Annotated in this window: 18 protein-coding genes; 15 read left to right on the top strand and 3 right to left on the bottom strand. The window is 72.9% G+C overall.

The window, feature by feature from the left end; genetic code table 11:
- Positions 1-134: 134 nt before the first annotated feature.
- Positions 135-2,348, top strand: a complete 2,214-nt coding sequence (locus tag AB0D74_RS39070) for a DEAD/DEAH box helicase (protein ID WP_362597828.1) — start codon at positions 135-137, stop codon at positions 2,346-2,348.
- Between the two features lie 5 nt (positions 2,349-2,353).
- On the opposite strand, the gene AB0D74_RS39065 is transcribed toward AB0D74_RS39070, so the two are convergent.
- On the bottom strand, positions 2,354-3,355 hold the full coding sequence (locus AB0D74_RS39065; protein WP_362597825.1) for a LacI family DNA-binding transcriptional regulator: 1,002 nt from the start codon (positions 3,353-3,355) through the stop codon (positions 2,354-2,356).
- 244 nt (positions 3,356-3,599) lie between these two features.
- On the opposite strand from AB0D74_RS39065, the gene AB0D74_RS39060 reads away from it, so the two are divergent.
- From AB0D74_RS39060 to AB0D74_RS39025, 8 genes are all read left to right on the top strand, one after another.
- On the top strand, positions 3,600-4,934 hold the full coding sequence (locus AB0D74_RS39060) for an ABC transporter substrate-binding protein (protein ID WP_362597822.1): 1,335 nt from the start codon (positions 3,600-3,602) through the stop codon (positions 4,932-4,934).
- A gap of 7 nt (positions 4,935-4,941) precedes the next feature.
- On the top strand, positions 4,942-5,889 hold the full coding sequence (locus AB0D74_RS39055; protein WP_362597819.1) for a sugar ABC transporter permease: 948 nt from the start codon (positions 4,942-4,944) through the stop codon (positions 5,887-5,889).
- A gap of 47 nt (positions 5,890-5,936) precedes the next feature.
- Positions 5,937-6,743 carry a carbohydrate ABC transporter permease gene (locus AB0D74_RS39050; RefSeq protein WP_362598067.1) on the top strand — a complete coding sequence of 269 codons (807 nt, stop codon included), beginning with the start codon at positions 5,937-5,939 and terminating at the stop codon, positions 6,741-6,743.
- Positions 6,744-6,772: 29 nt separating this feature from the next.
- On the top strand, positions 6,773-9,499 hold the full coding sequence (locus AB0D74_RS39045; RefSeq protein ID WP_362597816.1) for an alpha-mannosidase: 2,727 nt from the start codon (positions 6,773-6,775) through the stop codon (positions 9,497-9,499).
- Positions 9,500-9,617: 118 nt separating this feature from the next.
- Positions 9,618-12,596 (top strand): glycoside hydrolase family 2 TIM barrel-domain containing protein, encoded by a 2,979-nt coding sequence (locus AB0D74_RS39040; RefSeq protein ID WP_362597813.1) that lies wholly within the window; start codon positions 9,618-9,620, stop codon positions 12,594-12,596.
- A 74-nt stretch (positions 12,597-12,670) separates the two neighbouring features.
- Positions 12,671-13,378 (top strand): response regulator transcription factor, encoded by a 708-nt coding sequence (locus tag AB0D74_RS39035; protein ID WP_362597810.1) that lies wholly within the window; start codon positions 12,671-12,673, stop codon positions 13,376-13,378.
- On the top strand, positions 13,375-14,961 hold the full coding sequence (locus AB0D74_RS39030; protein ID WP_362597807.1) for a HAMP domain-containing sensor histidine kinase: 1,587 nt from the start codon (positions 13,375-13,377) through the stop codon (positions 14,959-14,961). The genes AB0D74_RS39035 and AB0D74_RS39030 overlap by 4 nt, the downstream gene beginning before the upstream one ends.
- Positions 14,958-15,785 carry an oxidoreductase gene (locus AB0D74_RS39025; RefSeq protein ID WP_362597804.1) on the top strand — a complete coding sequence of 276 codons (828 nt, stop codon included), beginning with the start codon at positions 14,958-14,960 and terminating at the stop codon, positions 15,783-15,785. The genes AB0D74_RS39030 and AB0D74_RS39025 overlap by 4 nt, the downstream gene beginning before the upstream one ends.
- Before the next feature lie 97 nt (positions 15,786-15,882).
- Here the strand turns inward: AB0D74_RS39025 and AB0D74_RS39020 are convergent, their stop codons facing one another.
- Positions 15,883-17,055 carry a serpin family protein gene (locus AB0D74_RS39020; RefSeq protein ID WP_362597801.1) on the bottom strand — a complete coding sequence of 391 codons (1,173 nt, stop codon included), beginning with the start codon at positions 17,053-17,055 and terminating at the stop codon, positions 15,883-15,885.
- Complete coding sequence (locus AB0D74_RS39015) at positions 17,052-17,189, bottom strand: hypothetical protein (protein WP_362597798.1); 138 nt, start codon at positions 17,187-17,189, stop codon at positions 17,052-17,054. The genes AB0D74_RS39020 and AB0D74_RS39015 overlap by 4 nt, the downstream gene beginning before the upstream one ends.
- A gap of 100 nt (positions 17,190-17,289) precedes the next feature.
- Between AB0D74_RS39015 and AB0D74_RS39010 the strand changes: the two genes are divergently transcribed.
- The 6 genes from AB0D74_RS39010 (at position 17,290) to AB0D74_RS38985 (ending at position 23,872) form a co-directional block, all read left to right on the top strand.
- Positions 17,290-18,528, top strand: a complete 1,239-nt coding sequence (locus tag AB0D74_RS39010; protein ID WP_362597795.1) for a DUF4190 domain-containing protein — start codon at positions 17,290-17,292, stop codon at positions 18,526-18,528.
- 147 nt (positions 18,529-18,675) lie between these two features.
- Entirely contained in the window at positions 18,676-19,428 is a 753-nt protein-coding gene (locus AB0D74_RS39005; protein ID WP_362597792.1) for a GntR family transcriptional regulator, read from the top strand.
- A gap of 328 nt (positions 19,429-19,756) precedes the next feature.
- Positions 19,757-19,954, top strand: a complete 198-nt coding sequence (locus AB0D74_RS39000) for an SPOR domain-containing protein (protein ID WP_352365188.1) — start codon at positions 19,757-19,759, stop codon at positions 19,952-19,954.
- Between the two features lie 21 nt (positions 19,955-19,975).
- The gene (locus tag AB0D74_RS38995) at positions 19,976-20,407 is read left to right on the top strand and encodes a (deoxy)nucleoside triphosphate pyrophosphohydrolase (protein WP_362597788.1); all 432 of its coding nucleotides are present in this window, start codon (positions 19,976-19,978) and stop codon (positions 20,405-20,407) included.
- Between the two features lie 152 nt (positions 20,408-20,559).
- Entirely contained in the window at positions 20,560-21,024 is a 465-nt protein-coding gene (locus tag AB0D74_RS38990; protein ID WP_362597785.1) for an ATP-binding protein, read from the top strand.
- A gap of 259 nt (positions 21,025-21,283) precedes the next feature.
- Positions 21,284-23,872, top strand: a complete 2,589-nt coding sequence (locus AB0D74_RS38985) for a SpoIIE family protein phosphatase (RefSeq protein WP_362597782.1) — start codon at positions 21,284-21,286, stop codon at positions 23,870-23,872.
- Positions 23,873-24,007 lie beyond the last annotated feature (135 nt).

The following is a 24,007-nucleotide window of genomic DNA, read 5'->3' as shown; positions in this document are numbered from 1 at the left end:
GATCCTGACAACTCCCGTACCGTGCGCGGCCATCCATGGTTCACCTGTGGCGGCCGGCGCCCCGGCCCCGCCGGTGATGTCGCTGCGGGGTGGGAAGATGCCGGAACGGCCGGTGAGGAGTGAGGGGCGGGCGCGTGGGGCGGGACGAGCGGGGCGTGGTCGCGCGGGCAGCGCGGCTGGCCGAGGCGGCCCGGAACGTGGCCGGTGATCACGGCAGGGCCGTCGAAGCCGTACGGGCGGCACTCGCGCCGATCCACGACGCGGCGGTACGGCGGGAGCTCGACGCCATCCCGGTCGCGCGGCTCCAGGACGTCACCGAGGGCCGGCTGCGGCTGGGCGGCGTCGAGCAGAGCGGGCTGCGGACGGTGGGCGCCGTGCTCGACGCGGGCGCGTACCGCCTGTTGCAGATACCCGGGGTCGGGCGCCGCACCGTCGACCAGATGCTCGCCGCGGCCCGCAGACTCTCCGAGGCCGTGCACGAGACCGTGGCGGTCCACATCGACGTGGACCGGCCGGAGCCGAGCACCACCGCGCTCGTCGTGGCCTTGCAGGTGCTGGTGGAGGCGGGACCGGAGGCGCGCCGCGCCGTCGACCGGGCCGACGCCCTGTCGCGACGGCTGGAGCCGCTGCTAACCGACGCCCGCCCCGCCGCCGGGCGGTTCCGGATGCTCCTGGCCGGCCGGGAGCGGAAGGCCCGCGCGCTGGCGGCCGTGGCCGGACTCCGGCCGCTGGTCGACGAGGCGGACCGGGGACGGCTGCTCGAACTCTTCGCCCAGGCCTCCGTCGACCTGCTCCGCGGACCGTCGTCCGACCTCGCCGCCTGGGCGGACTTCGAACTCCGCTCCGCCGACTACTACAGCCTGCTCGCCGAGATCTCCGGCGCGGCACCCGACGTGGCCGCCGCCGAGGGCTTCCTGCCCGACGAGATCGCCGAGCGGGTCCGGGCCCAGCACCTGGACGACTCGCACCGGCGGGTCTCCCTGCGCGGCTACCAGGCGTTCGGCGCGCGGTTCGCCCTCGCGCAGCGCAAGGTGGTCCTCGGCGACGAGATGGGCCTAGGGAAGACCATCCAGGCGATCGCCGTGCTGGCCCACCTGGCCGCCGAGGGGCGGAGCCACTTCATGGTGGTGTGCCCGGCGAGCGTCCTCGTGAACTGGACGCGGGAGATCGAGGCCCGCAGCGCCCTGCGCGTACTGCTGCTGCACGGCCCCGACCGGCACGACGCGTTCGCCGACTGGAAGGGGCGGGGCGGGGTCGGGGTCACCACGTTCGACGCCCTGCGCGGGTTTCCCGCACCGGGCGGCGGCGAGGTCGGCCTCCTCGTGGTCGACGAGGCGCACTCGGTGAAGAACCCGAAGGCCAAGCGGTCCCAGGCGGTCGCCCGGTGGGCGGAGCACTGCGAGCGCACCCTCTTCATGACCGGCACCCCGATGGAGAACCGGGTCGCGGAGTTCCGCAGCCTGGTCGGGATGCTCGACCGCGGCGTCGCGGAGTCCCTGGACGACGGTGACGCCCTGGCCGGATCGGTCGCCTTCCGCAAGGCCGTCGCCCCCGTCTACCTGCGGCGCAACCAGCAGGACGTGCTGACGGAACTCCCCAGTCTCCAGCACACCGACGAGTGGGAGGAGCTGAGCGCGTCCGACGCGGAGGCGTACCGCGACGCCGTACGCGCCGGCAACTTCATGGCGATGCGCAGGGCCGCGTATCTCCGCCCGGAGCGGTCGGCCAAGCTGGAGCGGCTCCGCGAGATCGTCGAGGAGGCCGGGGAGAACGGGCAGAAGACGGTGGTCTTCTCCAACTTCAAGGACGTCCTGCGCGTGGTCGAGCAGGCGCTCGCCGACCGCACCGCGGTCTTCGGTCCGCTCAGTGGCGATGTCCCGGCCGCCCGCCGGCAGCAACTCGTCGACGACTTCGCCGCCGCCCCCGGCGCCGCGGTGCTCCTGGCGCAGATCCAGGCGGCGGGCGTCGGCCTCAACATGCAGGCCGCCTCCGTCGTCGTCATCTGCGAACCGCAGATCAAACCGACCGTCGAACACCAGGCGGTAGCCCGGGCCCACCGCATGGGCCAGGTCAGACCGGTCCGCGTGCACCGCCTCCTCGCCACCGGGGGAGTGGACGAACGCCTGGTGGAGATGCTGGAGCGGAAGACCCGCCTGTTCGACGCCTACGCCCGCCGCAGCGCGGTCGCCGAGGCCACCCCCGACGCGGTCGACGTGTCGGACACCGAACTGGCCCGCCGGATCGTCGAGGAGGAACAGGCCCGTCTGGGCACGACGGACGGGGACCATGTCCGAGCCCAGGGAGTCCGGAGACCCGACGGGAACCACGCCGAGAGGGCGGACGCCTGACACCCCTACGCCGACTCCCGCACCCGCAACTCCGCCCCCACCTTCAGCTGCTCGGCCGGCAGCGGGTCGCGGTCGGTCAGCAGGCGGGCCGCCTGTTCGACCGCGAGGGCGCCGAGGCGGCGGGTGTCCAGGGCGACCGTGGTCAGCGGGGGGTCGACGAGCGTGCCCAGTTGCAGGCCGTCGAAGCCGACCACGGCCAGGTCCCGGGGGACCTGGAGACCGAGCCGGCGCGCGGCGCGCAGCGCACCTACCGCGATGATGTCGTTGAAGGTGAAGACGGCGGTCAGCTCCGGGTGCGCGGCGAGGAGTTCCTGGAGCGCGCTCTCCCCGCCCTCGGCGCTCTGGTCGGCGCGGGCCACGGCGCCGGAGTCCAGCCCGCACGCGGACATCGCGGCGTCGAACCACCTGTGCCGGATGCTCGGTTCGGACCGTTCGGCGTGTTCGAGCATGCCGATGTGCCGGTGTCCCGCCGCGGTCAGGTGGCTGATCGCCGCGTGCACGCCGCTCTCGCCGTCGATCCGGATCGAGCTGAACCGCTGGGTGCGGTGCTCGCGGTCGATGAGCACCACGGGGAGCCCCCGGGTCAGCCTGTCGATCTCGTCCTCGGGCAGGCTGAGATAGCCCACGACGGCGTCGACCTGGGAGGCGATCACCTCCAGCGTGCCCCGCTCCTCGTCGGTCCGGTCGCCGGTGTCGTACACGACGACGTGCCAGCCCCGGTCCCGGGCCGCCTCCAGGGCCGCCGCGGCGACCTCGGTGAAGAACGGGTTGAGCAGGTCGGGGATGACGAGGCCGACACTTATGGTGTCCTGCCGGACCAGCCCCCGGGCGAACCGGCTCGGCCGGTAGCCGAGCGCCAGGGCGGTGTCGAGAACACGCTGCTTGGTGGAGACGCCGATCTCGCCCTTGTCGTTGAGCGCACGTGACACGGTCTGCCGGGACACGCCCGCGGCCTGGGCCACATCGTCGATCGTGACCCTGCGGGGTCCGGTCCCCGACGACGCCATCTCTCACCTCCGCCTAACTGCAGGCGCGCCAGCGCCGCAGGGACACCGAGTATGCCCCGGTGCACAGAAACCTTGACACTCCGGCGGTCGGAAGCCCACACTCCCAATCACTTCCCGTTACCGCTCCCGTGAGCGCTCACGGTACCGCTCACGGAACCCAATTCCAACCAGAAGGCATCCGCCTCCAGGTGTCAACGTCGACCCGCCTGGTCCCCGTCGCCAGGCGTTCTCTGGAACGGAAGACATGAGAAGCACAGCCACGCGCACCCGCCTCGCCGCCGCAGCCGCGACCGCAGGCATCGTCGTACTCGCCGGGTGTTCCTCGTCCGGTTCGGCGGACAACGCGTCCGCGTCCTCCTGCGAGCCCGCGAAGGGCAAGGTGACCCTCCAGTACTGGAACACCGTTCCGGGCATGGACAAGGTCGTCGACCTGTGGAACAAGCAGCACCCGGACATCCAGGTCGAGACGAAGAACATCTCCAACGACCAGTACGGCACCCTCGGCAACGCCCTCAAGGCGGACAAGGCCCCCGACCTCGCCCAGGTCGGCTACGACGAACTGCCCAACCTGCGCACCCAGAGCGCCTTCGTGGACGCCTCCGCCTGCAAGGCGGCCACCGCGGCCAAGGCGAAGTTCGTGCCGTGGACCTGGTCGCAGACCAGCTTCGGCGGCACCGGCGTCTTCGCGATCCCGCAGGACACCGGCCCGATGGCGCTCTACGTCCGCAGTGACCTCTTCAAGAAGTACAACGTTGTCGTCCCCACGACCTGGGACGAGTACGCGACGGCCGCCGAGAAGCTGCACAAGGCGGACCCGGACCTCGACATGACGTTCTTCGACCCGAACAACGCCGAGTGGTTCAACGGGCTCCTCTGGCAGAACGACGCGAAGATGTACGGCTACTCCGGCGACAAGTGGCAGGTCTCCGTCGACTCGGCGCAGAGCAAGCAGGTCGCGGACTACTGGCAGAAGCTGATCTCCGAGAAGGTCGTGCGCACCGACCTCGCCCACGGCTCGACCCAGATGTACGCGGCGTACCAGAAGGACCAGCTCGCCACCTACGTCGGCGCCGCCTGGGGCTACAGCATGTTCCGCGACAACCTGCCCAAGCAGGCCGGGAAGTGGTCGATCGTCCCGATGCCGACGTGGGGCGCGAACGGCTCCTCCGGTGACTGGGGCGGCTCGACCGTCGCGTTCATGAAGGGCGGCAAGCACCTCTACGAGTCGGTCGAGTTCAACACCTGGCTGAACACCGACCCGGACGCCCTCGCGCTGGAGAACAAGCTCGGCGGCCTCTACCCGGCGGCCACCGCCGGCCTGGACCTGCCCGCGCTGAAGCAGGGCGTGCCGTACTACGGCAACGAGAAGGTCTTCGACGTCTTCGCCGACGCCTCGAAGAAGATCGACACCAGCTTCGCCTGGGGCCCCACGCAGAAGACCGTGAACCTGGCCCTCCAGGACGCCCTGGCCAAGGCCGCGGCCGGCGACGGCACCCTCACCGACGCGCTCGCGACCGCCCAGGCCGCCGCGCTGACGTCGATGAAGGACCAGGCGATCCCGGCGACGGCGGGCAAGTGACCGTTCGATGACCGACCTCGCAACCCGCTCGGCCGGCGTGCGAACCACGCCCGGAGGCCGCCGTCGCCCGAACGGCGGCGGCCCCCGGGCGGCCACCGTCGCCGCCTTCGTGACCCCGTTCTTCCTGCCGTTCCTGCTGTTCTACCTGGTGCCGGTCGGCTACGCCCTCTGGCAGAGCTTCCGTGTCGTGCGCCGCTCCGGCGGCCAGTACGGCACCTCGTACACGACCTTCGGCGGCTTCGAGCAGTACACGCAGGTCCTCCGGAACACCGAGTTCTGGTCCAGCATCGGCCGCATCGGGCTGTTCGGCGTCGTGCAGGTGCCGGTCATGCTGTTCGTGGCCCTGGTCATCGCGCTGCTCCTGGACACGCCCCTGCTGAAGGGCAAGGGGTTCTTCCGCACCGTCGCGTTCATGCCGTACGCGGTACCCGGCGTGATCGCCGCGATCATGTGGTCGTACCTGTACTCGCCCCAGCTCAGCCCGGTCGTCGACCTGCTGAACGGCATCGGGCTGCACCCCGACTTCCTCGGTCCGGGCGCCGTGCTCTGGTCGGCCGCGAACGTCTCCACCTGGCTGTGGACCGGCTACAACATGCTGATCATGTTCTCGGCGCTCCAGTCGATCCCGCAGGAGCTCTACGAGGCCGCGAAGCTCGACGGCGCCTCCAACTGGACGATCGCCTGGCGGGTCAAGGTGCCGATCATCGCCCCGTCGATCGTGCTGACCACCGTCTTCTCGATCATCGGCACGCTCCAGCTGTACGCCGAGCCGGCCGTGCTGCGGCAGATCTCCTCGAACATCTCCAGCACGTTCACGCCGAACATGCTCGCCTACACGGTGGCCTCCGGGAACAACTACCAGCAGGCCGCGGCCATCTCGGTGGTCATTGCCGTCATCACCTTCGTCTTGAGCTTCGGGTTCATGCGACTGACCTCGAAGAAGGCCGGACTGTGAGCAACACGAGCACGCAGCGCGAGAGCCGGGTCAGCCGCACGGCCGCCATGGGGCTGATGGTGCTCCTGGCCGTCTACTTCCTGCTGCCGGTGTACTTCCTGGTCGTCGCGTCGACCAAGCCGCAGGGCGACCTCGCCGCCACCAACGGGCTGGCGTTCTCGCACTTCAACCTGTTCGACAACCTGCACACCCTGTTCACCCGCAGCGACGGCGTCTTCGGCCGCTGGGCCCTCAACACCGTCCTCTACGCGGTGCTGGGCGCGGCCGTGGGCACCCTGATCTCCGCGCTGTGCGGCTACGCCCTCGCCAAGTTCACCTTCCGCGGCCGGGAGTTCCTGTTCTCCGTCATCCTCGGCGGCGTCCTGGTGCCCACCACCGCGCTCGCCCTGCCGCTGTTCCTGCTGTTCTCGGCGACCGGCCTGGTCAACACCTACCTCGCGGTGTTCCTGCCCAGCATCGTCAGCCCGTTCGGCGTGTACCTCGCCCGGATCTTCGCCAACGCCTCGGTGCCGCAGGAGCTGATCGAGTCGGCGCGGCTGGACGGGGCGGGCGAGTTCCGGATCTTCTTCTCGGTGGGCTTCCGGCTGATGACACCGGCCCTGGTGACCATCTTCCTGTTCCAGTTCGTGGCCATCTGGAACAACTTCTTCCTGCCGATGGTGATGCTTCAGAAGGAGTCCCTCTTCCCGATCACCCTCGGCCTGTACGAGTGGAACGGCCAGACCGCCCGTGCCCCGCTGCTCCAGGAGTCGATCATCACCGGCTCGCTGGTGTCGATCCTGCCGGTGATCGTCGTCTTCATCCTCCTCCAGCGGTTCTGGCGCACCGGCCTGGCCGCCGGTTCCCTCAAGTGACCCCCCACGCGCGGAAGGTGCTCCCCACCATGCCCAACCCGGCTGTCTTCGTGCCCCACTTCCACTGGGACCGGGAGTGGTACGAGCCGTTCCAGGTGTTCCGGCACCGGCTCGTCACCGCCCTGGACACCGTGCTGGAGACGGCCGAGGCCGACCCGGACTTCCGGTTCACCGTCGACGGGCAGATGGCCGCCGTCGAGGACTACCTGGAGATGCGGCCCGAGAACCGCGAGCGGGTCGCCGCCCTGGTCCGCGAGGGCCGGCTGGCCGTCGGGCCGTGGCTGATCCTGCTCGACGAGTTCCTCTGCTCCGGCGAGACCATCGTCCGCAACCTCCAGATGGGGTGGGCGGCGGCCGAGCGGCTCGGCGGCGCGATGCCGGTCGGCTACCTGCCCGACATGTTCGGCCACATCGCGCAGATGCCGCAGATCCTGGCCCGCGCCGGCCTCGAACACGCCGCGCTGTGGCGCGGGGTGCCCGGCACGGTCGACGGCCACGCCTTCCGCTGGCGCGCACCCGACGGCTCCGAGGTGCGCACCGAGTTCCTCTTCGACGGGTACGACAACGGTCTCGACGTCCTGCTGGTACCGGACCGGATCCGCCGCGCGCTCGGCGAGTACGCCGAGATGACGGCCGGGCGGTGGGGCGGCGACCCGGTGCTCGCCATGGCCGGCACCGACCACAACGCGCCCGACCCGCGGCTCGCGGACTGGCTGCGCAGGGCCTCGGGCGAGGAACGGCCGATCACCGTCGCCACCCTCGACGAGTACATCCGGGGGCACGTACGGGACGAGGTGACGGCCGTCGTCACCGGTGAGCTGCGCAGCCACGTACGGGGCAACATCCTCCCCGGCGTGCTGTCCGTGCGGCTCGGGCTCAAGCAGCGGATGGCCACCGCCGAGCGGACGGTCGACCACGCCGAGCGGATGAACGCCCTGTGGTCCGGCCGCGACGACTCCGCCTTCCTCGCCCTCGCCTGGCACAAGATCATCGAGTCCACCGCGCACGACTCCGTGGTCGGCTCCGGCACCGACGAGACCTGCGACCAGGTCGCGGCCCGCCTCGCCGAGGCCGCGCAGACCGCCCGCGCGGTCCGGGACGCGGCCCTCGCCGAGCCCGCCGCCGGGGTGCCGGGCGACGCCTACCTGGTCGCCAACCCGCTGCCGGCGCCCCGCACCGCACTGGTCGAGGTCGACGTGGTGGCCGCCCCGGACGGGAGCACGCTGGTCGCGACCACCGCCGACGGCACCGCGCACCCCGTACAGCAGGTCGCCCAGGCCCCCACCGTCCTCAGCGACGAGCGGCTCGACGCCTCCCAACTGGAGCGCGTGCTGCGCCGCATCCACCGCCGCGAACTGTTCGGCCTCCTGATCAACGGGTACGAACTCACCCCGAACTCCCTGGTCTTCCACCTCGCCGAGGTCCCGGAGGGCCCCTTCGACCTGATGACCCTGCGCGGCGAGGTCGCCGCCGCGGCCGTGGCGCATCCGGGGGAGTGGCGGGTACGGACCCTCGCCCAGGCCCGGGCCACCGCGCTGGTGGCCGTACCCGTCCCGGCCACCGGACTCGCCGCCTTCCGGGTCGGTCCGGGCGAGCTGCCCGCCGCCCGAGCGATGCAGGGTGCGACGGCGACGGCGGACACCCTCTCCAACGGCCTGGTCGAGGTCGCCGTCGCCGCCGACGGCACCCTGGACGTGACCGGCGTCGACGGCACCGTGCTGTCGGGCGTCGGCCGCCTGGTGGACGGCGGCGACCGCGGCGACAGCTACAACTACGCCCCGCCGGCCCACGACGTGCTCGTCTCCGAGCCGGCCCGTGTCGCGGCCGAACTCCTCGAAAGCGGCCCGCTGCGGGCCCGGTTGCGCGTCACCCGCGTCTACGACTGGCCGGAGGCGCTCGCCGACGGCGACCGCGACCGGCGCGGCGGGCGCACCGTCCCGACCCCCGTGGACATGCTGGTGGAGGTCCGCGCGGGCGAACCCTTCGTCCGGATCTCCACGTCGTTCCTGAACCGGTCCGCCGACCACCGGCTGCGCCTGCACGTCCCGCTGCCGCTGCCCGTCACCGCCTCGGCGTCGGCCGGGCAGTTCGCGGTCACCGAGCGCGGCCTGACCGCCGAGGGCGGCTGGGGCGAGTACCCCCTGCCGACTTTCCCGGCGAGCACCTTCGTGGCGGCGGGCCCGGCCACCGTCCTGCTCGACCACTCCGCCGAGTACGAACTCGTCGACGACGGCTCCGCACTCGCCCTCACCCTGCTCCGCGCCATCGGCTCCATCAGCGTCAACATCCACCCCCTGCGCGACGAACCCGCCGCGAGCGAGATCCCGGCACCCGGCGCCCAGGACCTGGGCATGCGCATCGAGAACCGGTTCGCCGTGCTGCCCTGGGCATCCGGCTGGCAGGGCGCCGACGCGGTCGCCCTCGCCGAGGAGTTCCGGGGCGACGCCCTGGTCACCCGGGGCACCGCGCCCGGCGGCGGCCCGCTGCCCCCGGACGCGTCCGGCGTGCAGGTCGACGGCCGGGACGTCCACGTGTCGAGCATCCGCCGGATCACCGACCCCGAGCACGGACCCGGCACCGAGCTCCGGCTGGCCGCGATGCGGGACACCGCGACGACCGTCCGCGTGACCGGCGCGTTCACCGAGGCGACCACCGTCGACCTGCTCGGCCGGCCGCTCGCCCCCGAGCCGGTCCGGGACGGGCTCGAACTCGACCTCGGGCCGTGGGAGATCCGCACGGTCGTCCTCCGTCGGTAGGGCCGCGATGTCACGTCCGCCGTCTGTCGGCTGCGGCGCCGTTGCGGCTGGTCGCGCAGTTCCCCGCGCCCCTGACGGGGCGCTGCCATCCCCCCGTCTTCAAGAAAGTTGTGACGCCTTGACCTCTGACCTCACCGCCTACGTATCCGACCCCACCCCCTGGCACGGTGCCCTGCGTCCGGCCCGGTCGTGGCTGCACTCGGACGCACCGGCCCTGTCGCTGAACGGCGACTGGCGGTTCCGGCTGTCGCCGACGGCGGCGGTGGCGTCGGACTTCGCCGCCGAGGACTTCGACGACCGGGGGTGGGACAGCATCCCGGTGCCCGCGCACTGGGTACTGGAGGGCGACGGCGCCCATGGCCGGCCGGCGTACACGAACGTGCAGTTCCCGTTCCCGATCGACCCGCCGCACGTCCCGGACGAGAACCCCACCGGCGACTACCGCCGCCACTTCGACCTGCCCGCCGGATGGACGGACGCCGAGCGGGTCGTCCTGCGCTTCGACGGCGTCGAGTCGCTGTTCAAGGTGTGGGTGAACGGCGTCGGGATCGGCACCGCGAGCGGCAGCCGGCTCGCCCACGAGTTCGACGTCACCTCCGCCGTGCGCCCCGGGGACAACGTCGTCGCCGTCCGCGTGCACCAGTGGTCGGCGGCCAGCTACCTGGAGGACCAGGACCAGTGGTGGCTGCCGGGCATCTTCCGGGACGTCACCCTGCTCGCCCGCCCGGCCGGTGGCATCGAGGACGTCTGGCTGCGCACCGGGTACGACGACGGGCGCGGCCGGGTCGAGCCGGAGGTCACCGCGGAGGCCTCCGCGTTCCCGGTCACCCTGCGCATTCCCGAACTGGGCGTGGAGCGGGTCTGGGCGACGCCGGCCGACGTGGCGCCCGTCGACGTCCCGGAGGTGGAGCCGTGGTCGGCCGAGCTGCCGCGGCTGTACGACGCGACCGTGTCCTCGGCCGCCGAGAGCATCGCCCTGCGCATCGGCTTCCGCACGGTCGAGATCCGCGGCGACCAGTTCCTGGTCAACGGCCGCAGGGTCGTCTTCCACGGCATGAACCGGCACGAGGCCCACCCCGAGCGCGGCCGGGTCTTCGACGAGGCGCACGCCCGCGCCGACCTGGCCCGGATGAAGCGGTTCAACGTGAACGCCATCCGCACCAGCCACTACCCGCCGCACCCCCGGCTGCTCGACCTCGCCGACGAACTCGGCTTCTGGGTCGTCCTGGAGTGCGACCTGGAGACCCACGGCTTCGACAAGGTCGGCTGGACCGGCAACCCGACCGACGACCCGGCCTGGCGCGCCGCCTGCCTGGACCGCATCGAGCGCACCGTCGAACGCGACAAGAACCACCCCGGTGTCGTGATCTGGTCCCTCGGCAACGAGGCCGGTACCGGGTCCAACCTCGCCGCCATGTCCGCCTGGGTGCACGCCCGCGACCCCGAGCGCCCCGTCCACTACGAGGGCGACTACACCGGCGACTACACCGACGTCTACTCCCGGATGTACTCGACCGTGCCCGAGACCGAGCAGATCGGCACCGACGGCTCCGCCTACCCGCTGCTGGGCTGCACCCCCGCCCAGGGCGCCCGGCAGCGCACCAAGCCGTTCCTGCTCTGCGAGTACGCCCACGCGATGGGCAACGGGCCGGGCGCCCTCGACCAGTACGAGGAACTGGTCCACCGCCACCCGCGGCTGCACGGCGGCTTCGTCTGGGAGTGGCGCGACCACGGCATCCTGGCCACCGCCCCCGACGGAACGCCGTACTACGCCTACGGCGGCGACTTCGGCGAGGTCGTGCACGACGGGAACTTCGTGATGGACGGCATGGTGCTCAGCGACGACGTGCCGACGCCCGGCCTCCACGAGTTCAAGGCGGTCGTCCAGCCGGTCCGGTTCGCCTTCGACGGCGACGAACTCGCCATCACCAACCTGCGGCACTCGGCCGACACCTCCGACCTGCGGTTCCGCTGGCGCGCGGAGTTCGACGGCATCCCCGTCGAGGCGGGGGAGCTGGAGACCCCGCTGCTCGCGGCGGGCGAGACGGGGCGGGTGCCGCTGCCCGCGATCGCGGTGGCCGCCGACGCCGAGACCTGGCTGACCGTCGAGGCGGTGCTGGCGACGGACACGGCCTGGGCCCCCGCCGGGCACCAGGTCGCCACCGCCCAGCTGGACCGCTCGGCACGGCGGCCGGTGCCCGCCGCCCGGCCCCGGTCCGGCTGGCGGCCCGGCGAGGGGACCCGCACGCTCGGCATCGCCGAGTTCACCGGCGGCACCCTCACCCGGCTCGCCGGGCGGGCCGTGACCGGGCCGCGGCTGGAACTGTTCCGCGCCCCGACCGACAACGACGAGGGCACCGCCGACCGGCTGGAGGGCAGCGACGCCAGCGAGGCCGGGGTGTCCAGCGCCGAACTGTGGCGCCGCGACGGCCTCGACCGCCTCACCACCCGCCGGATCGGCGTGGAGCAGACCACCGACGCCCTGCGCACCGTGGACCGGGTCTCGGCCGCCGACTCCGCACTGTGGGTGACCGTCGAGTCGGTCTGGTCGGTCGAGGACGGCGAACTGGAACTGCGCGTCGAGATCGAGCCCTCGAGCGGCTGGGCGACGGTGTGGCCGCGGATCGGGATCCGCTTCGAACTGCCCGACGGCACGGCCCCCGTGGACGGCGCCGAGTGGTTCGGCCTCGGCCCGCTGGAGTCCTACCCCGACAGCCTCCGCGCGGCCCGCACCGGCCGGTTCTCGGCCACCGTCCGGGACCTGTCCGTCGACTACGCCCGCCCCCAGGAGACCGGCCACCGCTCGCAGCTGCGCACGCTCACGCTGACCAGCGGCGACACCGAGGTACTGCGCCTCGCGGCCCTCCCCGACACCCGCGGGCGGCGCCCCGGCTTCACCCTCGCCCGGCACACCCCGCAGCAGATCGACCGGGCCGCCCACCCCTACGAACTCCCGGAGTCCGCCACCAGCCACCTCATCGTCGACGCGGCCCAGCACGGCCTCGGCTCCCGCGCCTGTGGACCGGACGTGTGGCCGGAGTTCGCGCTGCGCCCCGAAGCCCGCACGATCAGGCTGCGGATCACGGCAGGCGCCTGAACAACAGGACCCGACAGCTCTTTCACAGCCCGCACCCACGCGCCTCACGGCCCGGCGGTGGACGGTCACCGGCCATGAAGTTATCCACCGGTACCCCACGGATCCTGGTCGTGGACGACGAGAAGGACCTCACCGACCTGCTGGTGACGGTGTTGCGGGCCGAGGGCTGGCGGACCGAGCCGGCGCCGGACGGCACGACGGCCCTGCGGGCGGCCCGCGGCTTCCGGCCCGACGCGGTCGTCCTGGACCGCGGGCTGCCCGACCTGGAGGGCCTGGAGGTGCTACGGCGCCTCCGGGCCTGGCGGCCGGACCTGCCCGTGCTGTTCCTCACCGCCCGGGAGAGCGTCGAGGACCGGGTCGCCGGCCTGTGCGCGGGCGCCGACGACTACGTGCCCAAGCCGTTCGACCTCGACGAGGTCGTGGTCCGGCTGCGCGCCCTGCTGCGCCGCTGCGACGCGTTGCGGCCGGACGCCTCGCTGCTCGTCGTCGACGACCTGACCCTCGACGAGGAGACCCGGCAGGTGCACCGGGCCGGCACCCCGGTCCGGCTCACCGCCCGGGAGTTCGAGCTGCTGCGCTACCTGATGCGGCACACCGGCCGGGTCCTCGGCCGGGCGGAACTCCTCCACAACGTCTGGGCGGAGGAGGCCGACCGGCACCTGAGCATCGTCGAGAGCTACGTCAGCTACCTGCGCCGCAAGATCGAACGCGGCCGTCCCGTCCTCATCCACACCGTGCGCGGCGTCGGCTACCTGATGAAGCCCGCCGCGGCGAAGCGATGAGACGCCGCCCGCGCCGCCCGCACCGGCCGCGCAGTCTGCGCTCCCGGATGATCCTCTCCAGCAGTCTGCTGCTGGCCGCGCTCTCCGTCGTGATCATCGCGATCTCCGGAGTGGCCCTGCGCACCTACCTGATGACCGGCCTGGACCAGCGCCTCGACGCTCTCGCCGAGCACTCCTCGGCCGCCCGCGGCCAGATCGGCGCCCCGACCGCGGGGCTGCCCTACCTCAGGGCGTTCGGCGTCCCGGCCGGCACCATCGGCGTCTCCGTGGCCGGCCGGCACGCCACGGCCACCGTCCGCCACGCGGCGGTCGTGGACGGCACCGGGAGACTGGCCGCCCCGACCGCCGGCCAGCGCCGGATCCTCGCCGGCGTCGAGGCCGACGGCCACCGCCACACCCTGGACCTGCCCGGCCGCGGCACCTACCGGGTCAAGGCCGTGCGCGCCGACACCCGGAACACCGAGATCACCATCGTCACCGCCGTGTCGGTGCGGCCGGTGGACCGGATGCTCGGCCGCCTGCTGGCCGTCGAGTCGGCCAGCGCTGCCGCCGCCCTGCTCGTGGCCGCGCTGATCGGGGCCACCGTGATCGGCCGTCAGCTACGGCCGCTGCGGCGCGTCGCCGCCACCGCCACCCGGATCTCCCGAGAACCCCTCGGACACGGCGCGGTCCGCGCCCTGGAACGCGTCCCGGAGACCGACCACGGCACCGAGACCGGCCGGCTCGCCGAAGCCGTCAACCGGCTGCTCGGCCATGTCGAGAACGCCCTCGCCGACCGCTACGCCACCGAACTGCGCATGCGGGACTTCCTCGCCGACGCCGGCCACGAACTGCGCACCCCGCTCGCCTCCGTCGCCGGCCACCTCCAGCTGGTGCGCCGCGCCCCGGAGCCGGCCGCCCCGCAGGCCGCGTACGCGCTGGGCCGCATGGAGTCCGGCATCGGCCGGATGCGCACCCTCGTCGAGGACCTGCTGCTCCTCGCCCGCCTGGACACCGGGCGTCCGCTGGCCCGCGAGGAGGTCGGGCTCGGCCCGCTGCTCGCCGAGGCCGTGGCCGACGCCCGCGCGGCGGGACCCGGCCACCGCTGGGAGTTCCTCATGCCCGGCAACCTGGTGCTGGTCGAGGGCGACCCGGACCGCCTCCACCAGGTCGTCGCCAACCTCCTCGCCAACGCCCGCACCCACACCCCGCCCGGCACCAAGGTCACCGTCACCGTCCGGACCGCCGACGACCAGGCGCTGATCCGCGTCGCCGACGACGGCCCCGGCATCCCGCCCGACCTGCTGCCCCGCGTCTTCGAACGCTTCGCCCGCGGCGACGCCTCCCGCTCCCGGGCCACCGGCAGCAGCGGCCTCGGCCTCGCCATCGTCGCCGCCGTCGCCGCCGCCCACGGCGGATCCGCCGAGGCCGGCAGCGAACCGGGCCGCACGGTGTTCACCGTACGGCTGCCGCTGTGCCCGGCGTACGCCGGTGAGGTGAACCCGCCCCGGAAACCCATTGGACGCGAACTCCCCTACGGGCGAGGCTGGTCGGCTGTACCGGCAGCGGAGAGCACCGGGGAGCGACAGGGAGACGGGACATGACCAGGGTCTGGCTCATCACCGGCGCGAGCAGCGGCTTCGGCCGGGCGCTCGCCGAGGCCGCGCTCGCCGCGGGCGACACGGTCGTCGGCGCGGCCCGGCGCCCCGAGGCACTGGCGGAGCTGGCCGCCGCCCACCCCGGCCGGGTGGACCCGGTCCGCCTGGACGTCACGGACACGGCGTCGATCGAACCCGCCGTACGGGACGTGATCGCCCGGCACGGCCGGATCGACGTCCTCGTCAACAACGCGGGCCGCACCCACGTCGGCGCCTTCGAGGAGACCACCGACGCCGAACTGCGCGACCTGTTCGAGGTGCACGTCTTCGGCCCGGCCGCGCTGGTCCGGGCGGTCCTGCCGCACCTGCGCGCACAGCGCTCGGGGGTGATCGTCCAGATGAGCAGCATGGGCGGGCAGATGTCCTTCGCCGGCTTCTCCGCCTACAGCGGCACGAAGTTCGCGCTGGAGGGCATGTCCGAGGGGCTCGCCGACGAGGTGGCGGAGTTCGGCATCAAGGTGCTGATCGTGGAGCCGGGCGCCTTCCGCACCTCGCTCTTCGAGAGCAGCCGCGCCGGGGCCAGTTCCGACACCGGGGTGTACGCCAAGGTCGCCGGGACCCGCGCCGCCGTCGAGAGCGGCGACGGCAGCCAGCCCGGCGACCCGGCCAAGGCCGCCGCCCTGATCCTGGCCGCCCTGGACACCGAGAAGACCCCCTTGCACCTCCCCCTGGGCAACGACGCGGTGACCGCCGTACTGACCCAACTGGACTCCGTACGAGGCGACATCACCGCCTGGGAGAAGCGAACACGGGCTACGGATTTCGCATGAGCAGGCCGAGCGGCAGCGCCTCTCAAGGGGCGCGGGGAACTGCGCGATCAGCCCCCGCGGCGCCGCAGCCGAACGACACCGCAGCGCGCCGCTCCGGCTACCCGGCCACCGCCGGCTCCGTCACCCACCCCACCGCCAGCACCAGCCGGCTCTCCCGGTGCACGGCGAGGAACCCGAACGGCCGGTCGAAGGCGGCCCGCACCACCGTGGACTCGTACGGGTACCGCGGCGCCCCGCCTCCCGGCGCCGCCACCACGGCCGTGACCGCCGCGGCCCGGAAGCCCAGCGGCCCGAACTCCGCGACCGCGGACTGCCCGGCCGCCCCGATGGCCAGCGGCGCGGCACTGATCCCGGGGAAGTGCCCCTCGCGGGCGTCCGCGGCCGTGGTGAGCCCGAACAGCCCGTGCAGCTGGAGCAGATCGTGGTCGGCCCGGACGGTGAAGGCGGGGACGGTCACGTCGAGCCGGATCGGGTCCGGGGCGACGGACGGCTGCCGTTCCACGACCACGCCCGGCCCCGCCGGCCCGTAGGGGAGCTGCCCGCCGGTCGTCACCGGCAGGGCCCGCTCCAGGACGCCGATGCCGGTGTGCAGCACCTGCCCCGGGGCCATCCCCTCGGCGCCGAGCACCAGGTGCACGTCGAGGCCGTTGTCGCCGAGGACCTTCACCGTGGTGACGTGACCGTCCGGACCGGCGGTCACCCCGATCCGGTCGGGCCGGACGCTGCTGCGGTGCAGACCGGCGAGGTCCCGCCCCTGCCAGGGCCCGGAGCCGGGCCGCAGCACCGTCTCCCGGAACGGGTGCTGCCAGTCCGTGCGCACCGCCAGCGCGGTCGCCAGCACCAGCCGGGCGTCCTCGGCCAACTGCACCGGCAGCCGCTCGACCAGCCCCTCGGTGCGCTTCGCCGCCCACGCGTCCAGCGCCGCCCGGGAGGCCGCGGGATCGGCGCCGAGCACCCCGTGCGTGTCGGCCGGCAGCCCCGCCGCCCACGGCTCGCGCAGCTCCAGCGCCCGGTCGGTCCACAGTCCCAGAGCCGACCCGACGCCCGGCATCGAGTCGAGCCCGTCGAGTAACTCCCGCGCACCGGCGGCGGCTTGGTCGGCTTGCCTGCCCACGGCCCGGGCCAGTTCGTCCCGGGCCGGGCCGGTGGCGCCGTCGGCGAGGAAGGCCAGCAGCGGCCAGACACCGGCGGCCGAGAAGACCGTGCCCTGTCTGGTCTGCCGCGCCCAGCGTGCGGTGAGCGCGTTGACGGCGCTGACGGTCTCGTTCATTCGTCGTCCTCCCAGGGGAACTCGGGGAAGGGCAGGGGATCCGTGACCCAGCCCGCCGCGAGGACGAGCCGGGAGTGCCGGTGCAGGGCGAGGAAGCCGAAGGGGCGGTCGAAGGCGGCCTTCCCGACCCTCATTCCGCCCCCGTTCACGGCGCGCTTACGATGCGCGCAGTCGTACGTCAGTTCAGCCGTCCGTTTCCGCGCGGCCCGACGCCCCCTCAGGAGCACGGTACCGGTGTCCATACCTCCGCCCCCCGGTCCCCACCAGCCACAAGGGCCCTACCCGCCGCCCCAGTCGGGCCCGCCGCAGTACCCGCAGTACCCGCAGCCGCCGTACGGGCAGCAGCAGCCGCCGTACGGGCAGCAGCCGCCGTACCCGGGGCCGTACCAGCCCTGGGGGCAGGGCTACGGCCCCTACCCCCCGCAGCCGCCCGTCAACGGCCTCGCCATCGCCTCCCTCGTGCTCGGGCTGCTGTGCTGCCTGCCGGGGGTGGGGCTGGTGCTGGGGCTGATCGGGCTGGGGCAGATCCGCAAGCGGGGTGAGCGCGGCAAGGCGATGGCGGTCATCGGGTCGGTGCTCTCCGCGCTCGGGCTGGCCCTGTGGGTGCTGGTGCTGGCCACCGGCGGGGCGGCGGAGTTCTGGGAGGGCGTCAAGGAGGGCGCGAACGACAGCTCCAGCCTCTCCCTGTCCACCGGCGACTGCTTCGACACCGCCGACGGCACGCTCACCGGCGACCTGGTCTCCGACGTCGACGTCGTGGACTGCGAGAAGGCCCACGACGGCGAGGTGTTCGCCACCTACCGGCTCAAGGGCTCGGACTACCCGGGCGACGACGGCGTCGGCGACTCCGCCGACCGGCGCTGCTACGCCCTGGAGGACGGCTACGCGATGGACGGCTGGGCGATCCCCGGCGACGTCGACGTGTACTACTTCACGCCCAGCGCGGACAGCTGGGGGTACGGCGACCGGGAGGTGGCCTGCGTCTTCGGCAACAGCACCGAGGGCCGCACCCTGTCCGGCTCGCTGCGCAACGACGAGAGCGTGCTGGACAACGACCAGGTCGCCTACCTGCGCGCCGCGCACGTCCTCAACACCGCCCTCGACACCGTCCCCGAGGCCGAGTACGTCGAGGACGACCTGCCCGGCTACCGGCAGTGGGCGAACCGGGTGACCACGGCCCTCGGCAAGCAGACCGCGACGCTGCGCGCGCACGACTGGGGCCCGGACGGAAAGAAGCCGGTGAACGACCTGGTCGCGGACCTCGACAGGGCGAGGACGGAGTGGGCCGAGGCCGCGAAGGCCACCGACGCGGACGCCTACTACGCCCACTACGACAAGGGTTCGGCGCTCCTCGACCCGAAGCGGACCGTCACCGCCCGCAAGGCTCTGGGCCTCGCCACCACCCCGCCCTCGTACGACGACGGGGGCTCCGGTGCCGGCAGCGGAGGAAGTGGCTCCGGCATGGAGGTGTGATCGCGGCTATAACGGGGAGAAAGTGCCTGCGTAAAGCCTCCCCGAACCACATGTCATCACATCGAGTGATTCTCTGGCCTTTGCTTGCACCGCTCAACCCACGGTTGCCACGCTGTTGCTGTCTGTACAACCTGATGGGAGCGGCCAGTGACTTTCGGTGAGCAGCCGGCGTATCTGCGCGTCGCGGGTGATCTCCGCAAGAAGATCGTCGACGGTTCGCTGCCGCCCCACACCCGGCTGCCCTCGCAAGCCCGTATCCGCGAGGAGTACGGCGTCTCGGACACGGTCGCCCTGGAGGCCCGCAAGGTGCTGATGGCCGAGGGTCTTGTCGAGGGCCGGTCCGGCTCCGGGACCTATGTGCGCGAGCGGCCGGTGCCCCGGCGGGTGGCCCGCTCCGGGTACCGGCCGGCGGGCGGCGCCACCCCGTTCCGGCAGGAGCAGTCCGACGCGGCGGCGCGCGGCACCTGGGAGTCCAGCAGCGAGCAGGCCGGGGCGGGCGCCGCCATCGCCGACCGGCTGGGCATCCACCTGGGCGACCGCGTGATGTGCACCCGGTACCTGTTCCGGGACGCGGGCGAGCCGATGATGCTCTCCACCTCCTGGGAGCCGCTCGCCGTCACCGGCCGCACCCCCGTGATGCTGCCCGAGGAGGGCCCGCTCGGCGGGATGGGCGTGGTCGAGCGGATGCGCGCCATCGACGTCGTCGTGGACAACGTCACCGAGGAGGTCGGCGCCCGTCCCGGCCTCGCCGAGGAGTTGCTCACCCTGGGCGGGGTCCCCGGCCATGTCGTCCTGGTGATCCAGCGGACGTACTACGCCTCCGGCCGCCCGGTGGAGACCGCGGACGTCGTCATCCCGGCCGACCGCTACCGGGCCTCTTACCACCTGCCGGTGAGGTAGGCGGGAATACCACCTCTCCGTGAAGTAGCGCACACCCTTGCGATGGTTGACGCCTTCACGACCCGGGTCCGGACCGGTGGCCGCCGCTGGAATCCAGCCGTTCTCCCAGGTGACCCGGCCGTCCTCGGTGTGCCCGCGACCCGAAGCGCGGGGCGCGCGAACGGCGCATTCGTCGTCGTGCGCCCCCACCGTTCTGGCTGGTTGCGTACCTCTTTGTGAAAAGGCGTATTCGCTGCGTAAAGGTTAGGCGTACGCTCGGGCATATGCGGAGTGCGGTTTCCTTAGCGGGGCGGGGATGGACGGGAGCCGGGAGATGCGGAGGGGCGCGATGACGGAAGGCACGGTCTCTCTCCCCTGGCTCGTCATACGGCAGGACGACAACGGCAATCGCTACCGCGTCGGCCGGTACGCGACCCGGGCCGAGGCGCAGAAGATCGCCGACAGTCTCGACGACCGCGGACACAAGCAGCTCTACTGGGTCGAGCGCATCGGCCACAGCAACGGGGACGGGGCCACCCGGAACTGACCCTCCCGTAGGCTCCGGCCCATGAGCGAACGGATCGTGGTGGTCGGAGCAGCCCTCCTCGACGGCGACCGCCTCCTCGCGGCCCGCCGCAGCGCACCGCCCGAGCTGGCCGGCCGCTGGGAGCTGCCCGGCGGCAAGGTCGAGCCCGGCGAGACCCCCGAGGACGCCCTCGCCCGTGAACTCCACGAGGAGTTGGGCATCGAGGCGGAGCCCCTGACCCGCGTCCCGGGAGAGTGGCCCCTGCGCTCCCCGTACGTCCTCCAGGTATGGACCGCCCGCCTCCACCCCGGCTCCCCCCAGCCCAAGCCCCTCCAGGACCACGACGAACTGCGCTGGCTCACCCCGGCCGAGATCTGGACCGTGAACTGGCTGGACCAGGACATTTTGGCGGTGCGCGAGGTTGCGGCGATGGTGGGCGGAGAGGGGGCAGGGGCGAAGCCCCGCCCCCTCTAGGGGCGCGGGGAACTGCGCGACAAGCCACGACGCACCCGCGGTCGCCCGACTTGCGCGCCCCCCGAACTCACAGGCGCACGGCCCTCCCGGCGTAAGCCGTTCGCACCACAGCGCGCCCTCTCCCGCGGTACTGCCCCCCGGTAATCGGGTATGTGCCCATTAACCCCACGAAACCGGACAGTGCCGGGCTCGCAGCCAGGGGAAGCGACTGGGAAGTGATCGGTGTGATCGACACTGACACCGTCGAGTGGACCTTTCCCGCGGAACCGGGCGCCGTGCGCACCGCCCGTACCGCGGTCCGAGACCAACTACGCGGCTGGGGCCTGGACGGCCTCGCCGACCTCACCGCCCTGCTGGTCAGCGAGTTGGTCACCAACTCGCTGCGGTACGCCACCGGCCCCATCGGCGTCCGCCTCCTCCGCCCCCCGGGCCTCGGCGACACCCTGCGCGTCGAGGTCTCCGACCCCCTCCCGGACCCGCCGCGCGAGCGCACCGCCAGCCCCGACGACGAGAGCGGGCGCGGCCTCCAGCTCGTCGCGGGCTCCTCACGCAGCTGGGGTACCCGCCCCGGGGACAACGGCAAGACGGTCTGGTTCGAGCTGGCCGTACCCGGGTGAACGGGGTGAACGGGGTGTACACGCAGTGCTACGGCGTCCACCCTCAGGAGTGGCCGATCAACGCGTGCCGGAGTACGTGATTCGACGGCGTGTTCCCTGGTTAGAAGACTGGAAGTGTTGTCACGGTCCGGTCCGGAAATCGTCGGGACCGTGCTGTGATCGTGAACACCGTGTCAGGCGGCACCGTAGTGCTGGATACTGCGGGCAGCCGCACCCGGTGACCGGTGCCGGACGCGGTGAGCTGGAGGGGACGGTTCGCGTGAGCGAGATACCAGCTAAGGCCACGGAGTCCGAGGACCCGTCGGACGGCGCGAGGGCGGGGACCGCGGGGACAGCCGCGGCCCCTGGCGACGCCATGTGGCAGAGCAGCCCACCCGGCTCGATCTACGACTACATCAAGGTCGCCTCGTTCTCCATCGGCGCCGGCGGCCTGGTCGACCAGTGGAGCCTGCGCGCCGAGCAGATCTTCGGCATCCCCGCGGAGCGGGCCGTCGGCATGGATCCCATCGAGGCGTTCGTCGACCCGGACCTGCGCGAGCGCGGCCAGCGGAAGATGGCCGAGATCCTGGACGGGCGGGAGTGGACCGGCGTGGTCCCGTTCCGGATGCCTGACACGGCGGACGGCGAGCGCGGCGAGGAGGGCCTCGCCGAGGTCTACGTCATGCCCACCCGCACCGCCGAGGGCGAGAACGCGGCCGTGTGCATCGTGGTCGACGTCCGCACCCTGCGCAGCATCGAGACCGACCTCGCGGCCTCGCAGTCGATATTCGGTCAATCTCCGTTCGGCTTCCTGCTGATCGACCCCGACCTGCGGATCCGCCGCGCCAACGTGCGGTTCTCCTCCATCTTCGGCGGCACCCCCGACGACCACCGCGGCAAGGGCGTCCACGACTACCTGCCGCGCTCCGAGGCCGAGCGGGTCGCGGCCACCATGCGCCGGGTCCTGGAGACCGGCAACTCCATCACCGACATGCACGTCACGGGGTTCGTGCCGGGCTCCGAGGAGCGCCGGCACTGGTCCATCAACCTCTACCGGGTGCACAGCGGCACCGGCCGCCCCATCGGCATCGCCTGGCTCGGCCAGGACATCACCGCCCGCCGCGCCGCCGCCCGCGAGGCCGCCGCCGCCCGGCGGAATCTCGCCCTCCTCAACGAGGCGGGCGCCCGCATCGGCAACTCCCTCGACCTGGAGACCACCGCCCGCGAACTCCTCGACGTGGTCGTGCCCGGCTTCTGCGACCTCGCCACCGTCGACCTCTACCAGGGGCTGCTGGCCGGCGACGAGACCCCGCCGGGACTCGCCGACGGCAGCGCCGAACTGCGCCGGGTCGCCTTCGCCAGCGCGGTCTCCGACGCCCCCTTCGTGGGCGGCGGCGCCCCGGTCGCCGTCGGCGCGGTCCACCACTACCCCTTCAACTCACCGTGCGCGGACGCCCTGCGCACGGCCCGCCCGCAGCACGTGCCGGCGGCGGAGGGCGGCCTCGTCCAGTCCACCCTCGCCGTGCCGATGGTCGCCCACGACACGGTCGTCGGCCTCGCCCAGTTCGCCCGCACCAAGGGCAGCGAGCCGTTCGGCGACCGCGACCGGGAGCTCGCCGTGGAGCTGGCCGCCCGTGCCGCCGTCTGCATCGACAACGCCCGCCTGTACCGGCGCGAGCACGAACGCGCGCTGATACTGCAACGGTCCCTGCTGCCGCCCGGCGACCCCGAGGCCTCCGGCCTGGACATCGCCTGTCGCTACCTGCCCGGCAACGCGGCCACCGAGGTCGGCGGCGACTGGTTCGACGTCATAGAACTCCCCGGCCACCGCACGGCGCTGGTGGTGGGCGACGTGATGGGCCGGGGTCTGCGCGCGGCGGTCGCGATGGGCGAACTCCGCACCGCGGTCCGCACGCTGGCCCTGCTCGACCTCGAACCGGCCGAGGTGCTCTCCGCGCTGGACGAGATCGCCCGCGGCCTCGGCACCCCCGGCGGGGTCCAGCAGGCCACCCGTACGGCCCGCCAGCCCCGCGACGCCGACCTCTCCGAGGTCTACCTCGCCACGTGCGTGTACGCCGTCTACGACTCCGTCACCAGGCGCTGCACCTTCGCCAACGCCGGCCACCTGCCGCCCGTCCTCGTGGAACCCGGCGAGGCCGCCCTGATGCTCGACGTGCCCCCCGGCATGCCGCTCGGCGTCGGCGGCGAGCCCTTCGAGGAGGTCGAGGTCGAACTCCCCGAGGGAGCGTTGCTGGCGCTGTACACCGACGGCCTGGTCGAATCCCGCGACCACCCCCTCGACGAGGGCCTCCAGGCCTTCGTGGGGGCGCTCACGGACCCCGCCCAGCCCCTGGAGGACGTCTGCGACCACGTCCTCAACACCCTCGACACCCACCACGGCGAGGACGACATCGCGCTGCTGATGGCACGTGTACAGGGACTGCCGGCCGACTCCGTCGGCGACTGGACGCTCCCACGCGAGCCCCGCAGCGTCGGCCGCGCCCGCGAGTACGCCCGCGGGCAGCTCCTCACCTGGGACCTGGAGCCGCTGGTCGACACGACGGAACTCCTCGTCAGCGAACTCGTCACCAACGCGCTGCGGTACGGCGAGGGCGAGATAAGGCTCCGCCTCCTTCTCGACCGGACCCTGGTCTGCGAGGTCTGGGACTCCGGCCTGGTCCAGCCGCGGCGCCGACGCGCCCGGGACACCGACGAGGGCGGCCGTGGCCTCCAGCTGGTCGGCCTCCTCAGCGCGGCGTGGGGCTCACGGCGGACGCCGCGCGGCAAGACGGTGTGGTTCGAACTCCCGCTCCCCGACGGCGAGACAGGCCTGACCGACCCCGCGGAGGCCCTGCTCAGCCTGTTCTGAGCGGGCCGTGGTCATGGCGCGGGTGCGCGGGGGCTGGTCGCGCAGTTCCCCGCGCCCCTTCGGCACCGCCCTGTACGAACTGGCGGCCTGGCTCATCGCCCTACGCCCGGACCTCGGCCCGTGGCTGATCGGAAT

The sequence above is a fragment of the Streptomyces sp. NPDC048278 genome, from assembly GCF_040652195.1.
Lineage (GTDB): Bacteria > Actinomycetota > Actinomycetes > Streptomycetales > Streptomycetaceae > Streptomyces.
The sequence above is the reverse complement of the archived record's forward strand: the minus strand, read 5'-3'. Positions and strand labels throughout refer to the sequence as shown.

Excerpts from the sequence above, each read along its gene's own strand:
- AB0D74_RS39050 (WP_362598067.1), top strand. The coding sequence starts at position 5,937 with ATGGGGCTGATGGTGCTCCTGGCCGTCTACTTCCTGCTGCCGGTGTAC.
- AB0D74_RS39030 (WP_362597807.1), top strand. The coding sequence starts at position 13,375 with ATGAGACGCCGCCCGCGCCGCCCGCACCGGCCGCGCAGTCTGCGCTCC.
- AB0D74_RS39035 (WP_362597810.1), top strand. The coding sequence starts at position 12,671 with ATGAAGTTATCCACCGGTACCCCACGGATCCTGGTCGTGGACGACGAG.
- AB0D74_RS38995 (WP_362597788.1), top strand. The coding sequence starts at position 19,976 with ATGAGCGAACGGATCGTGGTGGTCGGAGCAGCCCTCCTCGACGGCGAC.
- AB0D74_RS39065 (WP_362597825.1), bottom strand. The coding sequence starts at position 3,355 with ATGGCGTCGTCGGGGACCGGACCCCGCAGGGTCACGATCGACGATGTG.
- AB0D74_RS39015 (WP_362597798.1), bottom strand. The coding sequence starts at position 17,189 with ATGAGGGTCGGGAAGGCCGCCTTCGACCGCCCCTTCGGCTTCCTCGCC.
- AB0D74_RS39000 (WP_352365188.1), top strand. The coding sequence starts at position 19,757 with ATGACGGAAGGCACGGTCTCTCTCCCCTGGCTCGTCATACGGCAGGAC.
- AB0D74_RS39020 (WP_362597801.1), bottom strand. The coding sequence starts at position 17,055 with ATGAACGAGACCGTCAGCGCCGTCAACGCGCTCACCGCACGCTGGGCG.
- AB0D74_RS39060 (WP_362597822.1), top strand. The coding sequence starts at position 3,600 with ATGAGAAGCACAGCCACGCGCACCCGCCTCGCCGCCGCAGCCGCGACC.
- AB0D74_RS39025 (WP_362597804.1), top strand. The coding sequence starts at position 14,958 with ATGACCAGGGTCTGGCTCATCACCGGCGCGAGCAGCGGCTTCGGCCGG.
- AB0D74_RS39045 (WP_362597816.1), top strand. The coding sequence starts at position 6,773 with ATGCCCAACCCGGCTGTCTTCGTGCCCCACTTCCACTGGGACCGGGAG.
- AB0D74_RS39055 (WP_362597819.1), top strand. The coding sequence starts at position 4,942 with ATGACCGACCTCGCAACCCGCTCGGCCGGCGTGCGAACCACGCCCGGA.